This is a genomic window from Desulforamulus aquiferis (genome assembly GCF_030577015.1).
GTDB lineage: Bacteria > Bacillota > Desulfotomaculia > Desulfotomaculales > Desulfotomaculaceae > Desulfotomaculum > Desulfotomaculum aquiferis.
The window spans coordinates 100967-113724 of record NZ_JARPTC010000009.1 but is presented as its reverse complement, the minus strand read 5'-3'; the positions used below and the strand labels follow the sequence as shown (position 1 = coordinate 113724).

Annotated in this window: 12 protein-coding genes and 1 riboswitch; of the genes, 6 read left to right on the top strand and 6 right to left on the bottom strand. The window is 39.5% G+C overall.

The genetic code is table 11. The features are described from left to right. Nucleotides 1-110 precede the first annotated feature (110 nt). Nucleotides 111-431 carry a LytA/YqiH family protein gene (locus P6N53_RS07260; protein WP_304542132.1) on the bottom strand — a complete coding sequence of 107 codons (321 nt, stop codon included), beginning with the start codon at nucleotides 429-431 and terminating at the stop codon, nucleotides 111-113. Between the two features lie 499 nt (nucleotides 432-930). On the opposite strand from P6N53_RS07260, the gene P6N53_RS07255 reads away from it, so the two are divergent. After that, a complete protein-coding gene (locus P6N53_RS07255; RefSeq protein WP_308447263.1) occupies nucleotides 931-1455 on the top strand; it encodes a CBO0543 family protein in 525 nt (174 codons plus the stop codon). Nucleotides 1456-1738: 283 nt separating this feature from the next. On the opposite strand, the gene P6N53_RS07250 is transcribed toward P6N53_RS07255, so the two are convergent. Next, nucleotides 1739-3205, bottom strand: a complete 1467-nt coding sequence (locus P6N53_RS07250) for a potassium/proton antiporter (RefSeq protein ID WP_304542130.1) — start codon at nucleotides 3203-3205, stop codon at nucleotides 1739-1741. Nucleotides 3206-3290: 85 nt separating this feature from the next. Further along, nucleotides 3291-3414: riboswitch (cyclic di-AMP (ydaO/yuaA leader) on the bottom strand. Between the two features lie 187 nt (nucleotides 3415-3601). Between P6N53_RS07250 and P6N53_RS07245 the strand changes: the two genes are divergently transcribed. Further along, nucleotides 3602-3865, top strand: a complete 264-nt coding sequence (locus P6N53_RS07245) for a helix-turn-helix domain-containing protein (RefSeq protein ID WP_308447262.1) — start codon at nucleotides 3602-3604, stop codon at nucleotides 3863-3865. 306 nt (nucleotides 3866-4171) lie between these two features. Further along, nucleotides 4172-4354: a hypothetical protein gene (locus tag P6N53_RS07240; protein ID WP_304542129.1), complete on the top strand. Its 183-nt coding sequence runs from the start codon at nucleotides 4172-4174 to the stop codon at nucleotides 4352-4354. A gap of 22 nt (nucleotides 4355-4376) precedes the next feature. On the opposite strand, the gene P6N53_RS07235 is transcribed toward P6N53_RS07240, so the two are convergent. Then, nucleotides 4377-4829: a hypothetical protein gene (locus P6N53_RS07235; RefSeq protein ID WP_304542128.1), complete on the bottom strand. Its 453-nt coding sequence runs from the start codon at nucleotides 4827-4829 to the stop codon at nucleotides 4377-4379. Between the two features lie 228 nt (nucleotides 4830-5057). On the opposite strand from P6N53_RS07235, the gene P6N53_RS07230 reads away from it, so the two are divergent. Together P6N53_RS07230 and P6N53_RS07225 are read left to right on the top strand one after the other, a co-directional pair. Next, nucleotides 5058-5981 carry a LysR family transcriptional regulator gene (locus P6N53_RS07230; RefSeq protein WP_304542127.1) on the top strand — a complete coding sequence of 308 codons (924 nt, stop codon included), beginning with the start codon at nucleotides 5058-5060 and terminating at the stop codon, nucleotides 5979-5981. A gap of 101 nt (nucleotides 5982-6082) precedes the next feature. Beyond that, entirely contained in the window at nucleotides 6083-7222 is a 1140-nt protein-coding gene (locus P6N53_RS07225) for a 5-methyltetrahydropteroyltriglutamate--homocysteine S-methyltransferase (RefSeq protein ID WP_304542126.1), read from the top strand. 44 nt (nucleotides 7223-7266) lie between these two features. On the opposite strand, the gene P6N53_RS07220 is transcribed toward P6N53_RS07225, so the two are convergent. Continuing rightward, complete coding sequence (locus P6N53_RS07220) at nucleotides 7267-9183, bottom strand: methyl-accepting chemotaxis protein (RefSeq protein ID WP_304542125.1); 1917 nt, start codon at nucleotides 9181-9183, stop codon at nucleotides 7267-7269. 284 nt (nucleotides 9184-9467) lie between these two features. Between P6N53_RS07220 and P6N53_RS07215 the strand changes: the two genes are divergently transcribed. After that, the gene (locus tag P6N53_RS07215) at nucleotides 9468-10799 is read left to right on the top strand and encodes a PhoH family protein (protein WP_308447265.1); all 1332 of its coding nucleotides are present in this window, start codon (nucleotides 9468-9470) and stop codon (nucleotides 10797-10799) included. Nucleotides 10800-10848: 49 nt separating this feature from the next. On the opposite strand, the gene P6N53_RS07210 is transcribed toward P6N53_RS07215, so the two are convergent. Next, nucleotides 10849-11763 (bottom strand): lysophospholipid acyltransferase family protein, encoded by a 915-nt coding sequence (locus tag P6N53_RS07210; protein ID WP_304542124.1) that lies wholly within the window; start codon nucleotides 11761-11763, stop codon nucleotides 10849-10851. Between the two features lie 4 nt (nucleotides 11764-11767). After that, complete coding sequence (locus P6N53_RS07205; RefSeq protein ID WP_304542123.1) at nucleotides 11768-12553, bottom strand: GNAT family N-acetyltransferase; 786 nt, start codon at nucleotides 12551-12553, stop codon at nucleotides 11768-11770. Nucleotides 12554-12758: the final 205 nt, after the last annotated feature.

The following is a 12758-nucleotide window of genomic DNA, read 5'->3' as shown; positions in this document are numbered from 1 at the left end:
TTATTACTACTGAAAGAGTACTTTTGACGTCATAAATTCGAATTCCTGCTAATTTTGTAGTATTTTTTATAGTAAAAATAATAACCCCCGAATACCGGGGGAAAAGCACACTAATTATTAATTAATTCTATGGCCTTTATTTCCAGTTGTTCATACTGGTTTTCTATATAACTTATTTCTACCCACTCATCACTTTGCAGGGCCGTGAAATCAAAGTCTAAGCCGTCGGTTCTAAAGGCCTTAGGTTCTCCATCAATGATTATTTCTACAGAATTGCTATCAATTTGGCCAACATATTGACCCATCACACCCTCTACACTCTGCACAGAATTACTGTCAATTTTGCCGTCATTCTCAACAGCCGTACCTCCACAGCCTGCTAAAGTAAAAATTAGCAAGGTAACCAGTAATAACAACGACACTCTTCTCATATTTGCAACCTCCGCACTTATATTAGTGTTGATAAAAATTTTTAATTATTTTTTTACTTCTAATATTATTTGACCACGCTATGCTGAGCCTGTCAAATAAAAAATATTACCAGCTTGTCAAACTAAAGCTATTCAGCCCAAAGGCAAATACATTTTGAGCCCTCTGTGATAATTTAATATATGCCAAGTAATATCAATCCCATGACCTCTTATTTCTGTGCTTATTTTCTTTTTTAGGTGAATAATGTCTATACATTAGGAGATAATATTCGGCAAGGAGGTGGTGTGGAAATTGCTTAATATTAGGGGTGGGGGGCTCACAGTGGTACAAGTATCCAAAACTAAATAAGGACCTGTTATTAGGCCCTCCACTCTTTTAAATTAAAGAATAAAATCAAGTCAACCTATTAGCAATAAGGCTATGGGGTTATAACTTTTTAATATGACTATTTTAGAAGCCAAGGATTTGCAATCCTTGGCTTCTAAAATCACTTAAATAATGCAACACAATAATTCTGCTCCTAGGGAAATGCTGTATCATTATGTATTGGAGGTAATGGCCTTGTCCAAGGACAGGTTAATAGAAATCCTTTCATGGATAATACTAATCTTGCTGCTTATATTGCTGGTGCCAAGGGACAAGATTCGTGATGCTCAAGTAATTTTTTTATCTAAACAACTATTAACCTGGTTTTTTGGATTGCTGGTGGTAGAAAAAGGGCTGATCAAATACCCGGTACGCCTTTTCCCAAAGGCAAATCGTACCAGCTTCACCTTTGAATTTTTCGCCTATCCGACTATCTGCATTTTCTTTAATCTGTACTACCCTTATGGTCAGGACGTTGGCAAACAATTGCTGCATTATGTTTATTACACCTCTGGCATAACTGTTTTCGAAATAATATTAGAAAGATATACTAACCTTATTAAATATATTAACTGGAAGTGGTATTGGACCTGGCTTACACTATTAATAACTTTTACGATATCCAACTTCTATTACAGATGGTTTTTTCAACTCTAGCTTTATATGCAAGGACCAGGAATGGGTAAATCCATTCCTGGTCCTTAATTTTACCATTTTGGCAAAATATGTATCATTCTTATTGGAGGTAGAATATCTTAAATAAAAAGGAGTGAATTCTATGGGTTTTGAGACTCTTGGCGCAGGTGGAGTATTACCCATTTGTTGTTGTTTTCTCCTACTTATAATCCTTATTATTGTCATTTGCTGCTGCTGCCTAGCTTAATAACTCCATAGCTGCCCGGGTATTTAACCGGGCAGCTATTTTATTTAAATTACTGCATTAAACCTTTAATAATTTTTTCAACTCTTTTTTGCTATCTCTAGATACCAGGATGTAAAGAATATCATCAGGTGCAATTGTTGTTTGTCCGGATGGTGTTATTAATTCCCCGCCCCGAACAATTGCAGTAACCAGTACATCTTTAGGAAAGGTAATCTGCTCTAAATTTTTACCCGTTATACTCATCTTCTCATCAGCTTCACATTCAACAATTTCTGCATTTGCCTTTCCTATTGAAACCAGCTCTAAGGAATGGGGGGGCTCAACCTTTCTTGGTCCAAGCAAGTTAAGCTTTGCTGCAACAGTCGTGATGGTAGACCCCTGGATTAGGGCAGAGGTTAAAACAACAAAGAACACCACATTGAAAAATAATTGGCTGTTCTCTAACCCGGCTATCATGGGGAAGGTTGCCAAAACAATCGGCACTGCTCCCCTTAAACCTGCCCAGGACAGAAAGATTTTTTCCTTAAAGTCAAATCCCATTTTAATCAAGGATATAAAAACTGCGGCGGGGCGAGCAATTAATATTAGTATTACCGAAAGCATCAAGCCCTTTAGTACGACCTCCCCTGTAAATAATTGTGCGGGAAATGTCAATAGACCAAGGAGCATAAACATAAGGATCTGCATCATCCAGGCGAAGCCTTCATTAAACTTGAATATAGAGGATTGGTAGGTCAGCTCCGAATTTCCAATTAGCATCGCAGCCACATAAACCGCCAAAAAACCACTTGCTCCTATTAAGGCTGTTACACTGTAGGTCAATAGGGCTAATGAAACTGCAAAAACCGGGTATAAACCGCTGGATTCTAAATTTATGCCATTTATAGCTTTAAGGGCTAGTTTCCCTATGACCAGGCCCATTATTAACCCAACAATCATCTGCCAAAAAAACGAGCCAATCAACGTATAATAATTGACGGCATCTATTGAAATTAGATTAATGAAAGAGATTGTCAGGAACACCGCCATTGGATCGTTGGTTCCTGATTCTGCTTCTAGTGTTGCGGCAAGTCTCTCACGAATGTTTTGCCCTTTTAAAACAGCAAAAACCGCAGCAGCATCTGTAGAACCCACAATTGCCCCAAACACGAAGCCTTCAAACCAGGTTACCCCTAGTATCACCTTAGCGGCAACTGCAACTACTGTAGAGGTTATTAGAACTCCTACCGTGGCAAGGCTTATTGACGGAATTGCAACTGGCTTTACTGTGGACCATTTTGTATGCAGTCCACCTTCAAAAAGTATAATCACAAGTGCTAAGATTCCTATAATCTGAGCCTGCTTGACATTGTCAAAATATATGATCCCAAGCCCATCACTGCCGGTAATCATTCCCACAAGAATAAAAAGGATAAGTGCAGGTACACCCATACGAGTAGAAAATTTGGTTGCCAATACCCCAACAATTAAAAAAAGGGCTACAAGTAAAACAAAATAATCCGTGGTAACTACCGGACTTGTCATAACTGGCCAATTCCCCCTAACCGAAACTTATTATGCCTATCTGGCAATAAAAAAACCACAAAGTATTATGACCCTCTGATCATAATACTTGTGGCTTAATGCTTACGGAGTTAGCTGTCGGGTTAGGGATAGCTGCCCCTTTTCTTATTAGAAATTCACCCCTGGGAAGTGGTTCCCCCGCTTCTTAGAGAATTCAGCATGATTTTATTATATAAATTATATCACAATTATTACAAAATTAGAACATGCAATATCATTTATATAATAATGTTAAATCCCAGAATCTTAATCCATAATATGTCATAAGTTGCAACAATAATGCAATAATATTGCACCAGCAATGAAGTGTAATTGCAGTTAGTCCCCCCTATAATGAACGGAGGGGGTGGGCAAGTATTGCGTATACGAAAGAAGTTCCTACATAAATATAGAGAAATCGGAAGAAAAGTAGCCTATTACCGTAAACTTCGTGGGCTAACACAGGAAGAACTGGCGGAAAAAATTGATGTCAGTGTGAGTCATATCAGTAAAATTGAGGCTCCCCAGGCTAGTACATCTTTTTCCCTTGATATGTTGTTTCTTATTGCCGAAGGCTTAAAGGTTGATGTGGCAGCATTCTTTAACCCGATTGAAATAAGCAGTCCTTATTTAAGAAAGTAATTAGTTTATTGACTTATTATTTTTCGGGTTTTATAAATCTTTTATCGCTAGTATTTTAAATACCTGTAGACTTCAGTCCTGCAAATATCCTTTCATATCTAATTTCCTTTTGCTCAATTCATTTTAATAAAATGGTTATACAGCTAACTCTTGATTCTGCGAATTAAGGGTTTTTGATTTGCTTAGTTATTTAATATGTTGCATAAATATGGCAATTTAGTTGCATTATTCATGCAACATATGGTATTATATGGATGTATTTGTTGTTATTTGGCAAGCAATCTTATGGAATGGGTGTTTGGTATAATGAAGAAACCGAATATTTTAATACATTTAAAAGATAGTACCGGAAGGATAATGGGATACTCAAGGCTAATTTCAAAGAATACAAGCGACGAAGAAATAATGAAGCTTGCATTGTATATTATTTCTGAAGCACATGATTTAATGAAAGCTATAGACGAGGTTGAGTATAAGCTACTTGATTAACCTTTAAATTTCCTCGTGCTTATTAAGCCCTTCTTCTACTTGTAAATAGCACTTTCACATTTTCCAAACCGTTTTTTTCAAACTCCTTAGAGTACTTCTTCTCAAGCTCCAGGGACCTTCTGAAAAGAACTTCGGCTGACGGTTTTGCTGCCCTTGCCACCACTTCATTATTGGCATCCCGCCTGGCTAGATTAGATACTAACTGATCCCAAAATATATAATCATCATACTCATCTATAAAATCCAGAATTCCACTTTCTTCATACTCTCTGGTCTCATAATATTTATCAAGCTCACGGTCAAATTCGACCAGTTCCTCAAACCCGTAATCTTTACAGAAGGAGAAAATATAGCTCTGCAGCTCCTCATGTTCCTCACTTTCATTATCATACTTGGTGGAGTTGATTACCATATTTCCAGCATAAACCAGATCCAATAATGTCCTGAATTGCTTCTTGGTAAAGTTAATCTTCACATTACCACCCTCTTCTATATAGTACGATCGTTATTTAATATACTGAGTTTCTTTCTAAAATCCTCTAATATTTACTCTATTATATATATTTCGATTTTAAGGCATAAATCTTAAGTAGCTACTCGACAGCAGCTAGCTGGTCTCTTTACTTATTTGCTCATTCTTCTTAGCTTTTTCAGCAAAATAAATTTCGTGATATACTTACCAAAATAAACTGGAGGAACAAAGATGACTTTACAGCAATTAAAATATATTATTGAAATCGTTAACTGCGGTTCTATCAACGAGGCTGCAAAAAGGCTGTACATAACTCAGCCCAGCCTTTCCAGCGCTGTCAAGGAACTGGAAGCTGAAATCGGCATCGAGCTTTTCATACGCACTACAAAAGGAATTTCTCTAACCGTAGATGGTGCGGAGTTTCTCAGCTATGCCCGGCAGGTGGTGGAGCAGGCGGGACTTCTGGAACAGCGTTATCTGAATAAAAAGCCTTCCCGTCAGCTTTGCTCCATCTCCACACAGCATTATGCCTTTGCCGTCAATGCATTTGTCAACCTCATTAGGAAAAGCGGTGCGGATGAATATGAATTTACTCTGCGGGAAACACGAACATATGAAATAATTGAAGATGTTAAAAATCTACGAAGCGAAATCGGGATTTTGTATAGAAACCCGTTCAATTGCAAGGTCATTGAAAAACTGCTTCGGGAAAACCGACTTGATTTTCATCCCCTTTTTACTGCAAAGCCCCATATTTTTATCAGTGCACAAAATCCCCTGGCCACTAGGGAATCTGTCACTCTGGAGGATTTAGATGACTATCCTTACCTGTCCTTTGAACAAGGGGAATTTAACTCCTTTTATTTTTCAGAAGAGATTTTAAGTACGGTATATCATAAGAAAAGCATCCATGTCAGCGACCGGGCTACCCTATTCAATCTGCTGATTGGGCTGAACGGCTATACTATCTCCACCGGGATTGTCAGTGCCGATTTAAACGGAGACAACATTATATCTGTACCCTTACAGGTTGACGACTATATTCAGGTGGGCTGGATTGCAAACCATCAGGTTCGTCTCAGCAATCAGGCAAATGCTTATTTGGATGAATTGAAGTCTGTGATCCAGGAATACGGTCTTCAATTGCAGGAGTAGGTTATAGTTATAATCTATATCCATCTATTAATTTTAAGCGTTACCCTATATGTTTTTCTCCGTGCTATACTGAAAAAAACTTTTAGTAAGGAGAGCAACATATGGCTAATTTACTTGAAAACACTACAACGAGAACAATTGCACCTTTCCGTTATGATATCGTCGGAAGCTTTCTGCGTCCTCAAGCAATCAAAGATGCACGGGAAAAATTTGCAGACGGGAAAATTACACAGGCAGAGCTAACCCAGGTGGAGGACTCAGAAATTCGAAGGCTTGTCACCAAGCAAAAGGAAATTGGATTGAAGTCCGTAACAGACGGAGAGTTTCGCCGCAGTTATTGGCATCTTGATTTCTTTTGGGGTTTTGACGGTGTGGAGCATGTGATGATGGAGCATGGATATTTATTCCATGGAGAAGAAACCCGGGCGGATTCTGCACGCCTTTCGGGAAAAATTCGTTTTTCAGATCATCCTTTTCTGGCGCACTACCGCTTTTTAAAGCAAATAGCCGGTGATGACGTTATTGCCAGGCAGACTATACCGGCTCCTGCCCAGTTATTTGCGGAGCTGGTTCGGGGAGAAAATGAAAAAGAAATTGACAAATACTATTCAGATCGGAATGAACTCTATAGCGATATTTCCACCGCTTATCGCAAGGCAATTCTTGCGTTTTATGAACTGGGCTGCCGAAATATCCAACTGGATGACTGCACCTGGGGCATGCTCTGTGATAAAGACTTCTGGTCAGCTATGGCTGGCGAGGGATATGACGTTCAAGAACTCCAAAATCTCTACCTCCGGCTAAATAACGATGCCATTGCCGATCTTCCGGCTGACCTGACGGTAACCACCCATGTCTGCCGCGGCAACTACCACTCCACCTGGGCAACCTCCGGCGGCTATGATCCGGTTGCAAAAAACCTGCTGGGAAACGAAAATGTTTCCGCCTATTATTTGGAGTATGATACCGACCGTTCCGGTGATTTTTCACCCTTAAAAGAAATTTCCGGGGACAAGCTGGTGGTTCTCGGGCTGGTTACCTCAAAGCATGGAGAACTGGAGGATAAAGAACAAATCATAGCCCGCATTCGGGAAGCAGCGCAATATGTTCCTGCAGACCGACTTTGCTTAAGTCCTCAATGCGGCTTTGCCTCGACAGAGGAGGGCAATATCCTAACCGAGGAGCAGCAATGGAATAAGCTCTCCTTTATTAAGGAAATTGCCGAAGAAGTCTGGGGATAATTGGTGAGGATTGATACCAACCCTGCTACGTCCCAAAATTTGTATTAAATATGGAACTGGTTAACTAAAGCTCTTAACTCCTTTGCCATTGCTTCTAAGGTCTCGGTAGTTGCCGTAATATCCTCCATTGTTGCAGTTTGTTCTTCCGTAACAGCTGCAACATTTTGTATTCCGGCAGACATATCCCCAGATGCTGAAGCCAATTGTTCTATTTGGTCTGACAAACCTTGAACAGATTGTATAATACCCTTGAAGTTTTCACCAACTTCATCCACTAAATTAGAGCCCACTTTAACCATTCGAACATTTTCCTCAATACGTTCAACCGCTTTTTCTGATTCGTTCTGAAGAGCTGCTATTAGACCACTAATTCTTTTTGTGGCCTGGCTTGTTTGTTCAGCCAGCTTTCTAACTTCCTCGGCTACCACCGCAAAGCCTCTACCTTGTTCCCCTGCTCTGGCAGCTTCTATAGCTGCGTTTAAGGCTAGAAGATTTGTTTGCTCGGCAACTCCATTTATTAACTCAACAATTTGGTTAATCTCTAAAGATTTTCTACTCAACTCATTAATGACTCCCGCGACACCTTGGGTTGAGTTAGCAATATCCAGCATCTGGCCTGTTATCTTTGCTATTTCACTGTCTCCCTTTTGAGCCTGTATAGCAGCAGAATCGGAAGAAGCTGCAATTTCCTGCATACCAATATTTGAGTTCTCCACTGTGGAGGATATCTGATTCATAGTTGATGCAGTCTCAGTAGCGCTGGCAGCTGTCTGATGGGCACTATCAGCCAACTGTTGAGCTGAATTTGCAACTAGGTCAGACTTATCTAGAATTTGACCAACTAACTCTTTAGTCTGGTAAACCATTTTTTCAAAGGCCTTTGCCAATTGCCCAATTTCATCCTTACTATTAGTTTTATACCCCTGATCATATATTGTAAGGTCTCCGGAGGCAACCTTTTCAGAATCCTCAACTAATTTATTAATTGGGTTAATTATTTTTTGTGTTATTAGTACATAGAGGCAGGCAGCCATCAGCACAAGGGCTATCAAAAATCCTACTATATTTGTAGTAAAATATTTTTTGATAACGCTCGTTGCCTCTGATTGAGGCATAAACATTACCAGCTTCATGCCCGTATCACCGATATTTGTATGTGCCACATAATATTCTGAGCCAACCAACTTAACATCATTTTTGTTAGAATCTAAAATCGACTTGCCTAATGATTTAATATCCTCATTTTTTTCCTCAGTAATCTTTTCTTTCATATCTTTGGTAGAATCCTTATGACCCAAATAGAATCCTTCACTACTAATAACTACTGCATAGCCCGCTTCTCCGACCTTAATCTTTGTGATGTAGTCTTGAAGCTCTTTAAGGCCTATATCACAAGTAGTTACCCCCAATACTTTTCCATCTTTCTTGATAGGGCTTGCTGCTGTTATCATTGTAACTCCGGTAACAGAATCAGTATAGGGCTCACTCCATACAATATCCTTGTCAGTATTTAATCCATTCTTATACCAATCGTATTGAAAGTAATCATACTCTTCATTACTATAATCCCAGGTTTCTACTAGTTGTCCATTATCTTTATACATATAGGGACCGTAATACATAGCATCTGCCTTAACTACATATGGCTCAAACCAAAATCCTGCTCCCACAGCCATAGGGTTTTTGTTTACATAGGGTTTTAGCATATCTATCATATAAGCTTCATCATATATATTCATGGCTGTAATGTTGTTGGAGATCGCCTCACTAACTTTTCCCACAGAATTAATCTGACCTATTAGATAGGCTGCTTCCTTATCCACCTGAGTCTTTAAGGAAATCTCAATGTTATCTTTTATAATGTCGTTAAACTGGTACAACCCAAACCCTGTTTGAGCAGCAAATACTAGTGTAGTGATGGTTAACGAAATGCTAATAAGTATTGATTTTAAACTTCTCATACAAAGTTACCTCTTTCTACATATTATGACTTATTATAGCAATTATTTGTTATGCAAAGAACTGAGGAATATTAATTTAAGGTTAAAGGTCTGGCAACATAATTTGATTGAATATCTTGGCATCTATAAAATAAGGCAGCACCTGTAACGTTTAAGTTAAAATTAGATTAAATATACCGACACAAGCGGGAATTGTCGAATATGATGAGAATAATAATATAAAAACAACTGTTATTCCTGGTTATTTAGTGATAAATCCCCATTACTAATTTCTAAGGAGGCGTATTTTTATTAAAACCTACGTTCTGGATACATCTATCTTGCTCCAATCTCCGCAGGCATTAATGGGCTTTGAAGACAATATTGTGGTAATCCCTGAAGTGGTACTAGAAGAACTGGATGCAAAAAAATTTGATCGGAATCTGGAAATCCAAGCCAACGTCCGCTGGGTTGGTCGTTTTATTGACCAGCTCCGCAAAAAAGGCGGTAAACTCAATCAAGGCGTAGCACTTCCTAATGGGGGCATTCTACAAGTCGAGATGAACCATCGAGAAGTAACATTGCCGCAATCTTGGAACTTAAGCGTTGCAGATAACCGAATTCTTTCTGTGGCTTTGGGCTTAATGTTAGATGGGAGTAAAGTAGCTGTTGTCACCAATGATATAATGCTCCGGATAAAAAGTGACCTTATAGGAGTAGATGCCCAGGAATACCGTAATGAACAAGTGGCAGATGTGGATGATCAGTACATGGGGTGGAGTGATCTGATAGTTCCAGACCAGATTATTGATCAACTTTATCAAAATGGTGAAATTGCTTGGACATTAAAAGAACCAATTAATCATTTTTATAAGCTTGTCAGTGACATAACTCCCAAGAAATCTGCCCTGGCCATTAATAAAGGCCAAATGCTTTCTAAGATCTCAGGGGGAGATTCTTCTTTCTATAATTTTCACTTGGATACGGAACAAAAGTTTTCTCGAACAGCACTGATGGATGACAATATTCCTCTAGTGACCCTAAGTGGGTTAGCAGGTAGCGGAAAGACTCTCATTGCTCTGTCTGCGGGCCTTGATAAAATCGGTTTTAGGAATATAAAAAATAAAAGTTATCGACGAATACTGGTAATTAGACCAAGCAAAGGTCTTGAAGATATTGGTGCTCTCCCTGGCGGCGAGCAAGAGAAAATTGCACCCTGGCTAAGACCCATACACGATAATCTGGAACAATTGGTGGATGGAAGTCCCGATCGATATAATGACGAAGCCGAACTCAGTGATAAGGTTTTTGAGTTGTTCGAAAGGCGAATGATTGTTGCAGAATCCATGGCCTATCTCCAGGGAAGAAGCTTAGTTAATTACTTTGTCATAATTGATGAGGCTCAAAATCTTACGCCAAGACAAGCTAAAAGCATAGTGACTAGGGCTGGAAATGGTACAAAGATCGTTATGGTAGGTGATCCTCAGCAGGTTAACGATATTTATATGGATCAGCGCTCCAATGGTCTCTCTTATACTATTGAAACTATGAAAGAAAGTCCATTACATGCTCACATTACATTGACGAGAAGTAAAAGATCTCCTCTTGCTAAGGATGCAGCAACTAGAATGCCTTGAAAATTATAAGGGCCGTGCAAATTAAATTGCACGGCCCTTTTATAAAAGATTAAAGGTGTGTCCCTTTAACAGCCACTCCCTCTTCCCAGCGCTCATGAAGATTAAACCAGTAAAACCACTGTTCCGGGACTTTTCGAATTGACTGTTCCATAAAATAGTTCAGACGGTCAATGGCCTCCTGCCTTTGGTTAGCTTCAAATTCCTCATAAAGGTGAATAGGAGCTTCCATCACAATATGGTGATTTAAGCCTTTTTCCCGCCAGCCATAAAGGAGAACCACCGGCACTTGCTGCTTAAGGGCTAAAGAAGCTGCGCCACCTGGACTTCGGGAAGCCTTGCCAAAAAAATTTGCTAGGGGAAAGTTTGGCCGCCAAAAATCACCCAGTAGAAAAACAACTCCGTTGCTTCTTAAATGATAACTCAGTGTTCTTAAAAGTTTCTGTGGAGGTGTATTATCATAGTCCATGCCTTGACAGCCCATCCCTTGAAAAAGCAGGTACAGAGGCCTTAGTTCAGAACTACCTCCGGTGGCCACTGTCAAACAAGGATATCTCTGGAATAAGTACCAATAGTAATAAAAGAAGTTGCCCATATGTGGGGCATAGATGATAGCACCTCTTCCTAAATCCAGTGCTTTTTGCAGGTGCTCTTCTCCCTCAACAGTCCACTGCCGGACCTTTTCCTTTGTTAATCTTTGGGGAGCCATTAGTATTTCAAGAAGTATAATGGGGAAATGACATAAGTATGCCCGGCAGCATTTTATGATCTCCTTGGGAGTTTTATCTAAAACCTCTGCCATATTAAATAAGACCGCTACTCTAAGGGGCTTAGCTATTATAGCAAGTAAATAGCCAGATAACCAACCAATAAGTATAATCACTCTTTCTGGCATTAATGCAAGGATAACCATGACAACACTTTGTCGTTTCTTATCTTCTGTGAGCCTCCCTATCCACTGATACAAAATATCACACCTCTTGTCTTCTCTTTTCGAGGAAGTGACGCTGGTATCTTTTAGCCAGCCGCGTTGTTTGTAGTACAATAAAAAAATCAGTGGTATCAAAGATTTTATCATATGCTGGCTCCCCGGCAATCTCTGCCCCCAGCCATTGGTAGCCCTTCATTAGCGGGGGAAGCCTTCTGAAAACTTCTTTTTCGGTGCCATTAAGCCGTACTTCTCCAATTCCCTCAATCCGATGGGTTTTCTGAGGTACAACCTTAAACCTGTCGGTGAGTACACCTTTATGCTTTAAAAAAGTATATATTTGATTCAAACTATCCCGGGAGTCAATATGAATGCTGGCACATCCAATTAGGTATTTGAAGTGCTGTTCGGACATATAGCTGGCTATACCTTCCCAGAGCATTTGGATGGCTTTACCACCCCTGTATTCTATATCGATACAGCTTCGGCCCAACTCCAGGGCAGATTTCTTGTCTTCCGGAAAGTCACCCAAGTAGAATTCCGTTTCTGAATAGAAACCTATGTTTTGCACAGCTCTATTGCCGGGCAGCAGCCTGTAGGTGCCCACCACCTTGTTAGAGTTAAGATCCTTTACTATTAAATGATCACAGTATTCGTCGTACTTGTCCCGCTCAAAACGAAAATCGTTTTGTAATAAATTATTTCCCGTCTCTTCAACAAATACTTGGTATCGTAATCGTTGAGCCTGCTCAATCTCTTCTACTCTATCAGCTATTTTGACCTGTAAGGGAGCGTACTGCGGTCGTAAAACTTCCACTGCCTGATTCACGAAACCACACCTTTCTACTTCCTTTAAACTCTTCTTTAGTTTAAGGGTTTAGTATTAAGGTGGCGTTTGCATCTCTTTAACTTTCCATTGGCGATTATTAAAACCAACCCAAAGCCGCTTAACAAAATTTTAAATCTAATCTAAAGGCAGTTTTAAATAAGAGTAGCATGCTCTAAACGCCCCTTTGTTTAAGTGTTTTAAAGAG

What these genes read in the sequence shown, in the direction of transcription:
- P6N53_RS07260 (WP_304542132.1), bottom strand. Translation starts at nt 431, where the DNA reads ATGAGAAGAGTGTCGTTGTTATTACTGGTTACCTTGCTAATTTTTACT.
- P6N53_RS07220 (WP_304542125.1), bottom strand. Translation starts at nt 9,183, where the DNA reads ATGAGAAGTTTAAAATCAATACTTATTAGCATTTCGTTAACCATCACT.
- P6N53_RS07230 (WP_304542127.1), top strand. Translation starts at nt 5,058, where the DNA reads ATGACTTTACAGCAATTAAAATATATTATTGAAATCGTTAACTGCGGT.
- P6N53_RS07255 (WP_308447263.1), top strand. Translation starts at nt 931, where the DNA reads ATGCAACACAATAATTCTGCTCCTAGGGAAATGCTGTATCATTATGTA.
- P6N53_RS07240 (WP_304542129.1), top strand. Translation starts at nt 4,172, where the DNA reads ATGAAGAAACCGAATATTTTAATACATTTAAAAGATAGTACCGGAAGG.
- P6N53_RS07225 (WP_304542126.1), top strand. Translation starts at nt 6,083, where the DNA reads ATGGCTAATTTACTTGAAAACACTACAACGAGAACAATTGCACCTTTC.
- P6N53_RS07250 (WP_304542130.1), bottom strand. Translation starts at nt 3,205, where the DNA reads ATGACAAGTCCGGTAGTTACCACGGATTATTTTGTTTTACTTGTAGCC.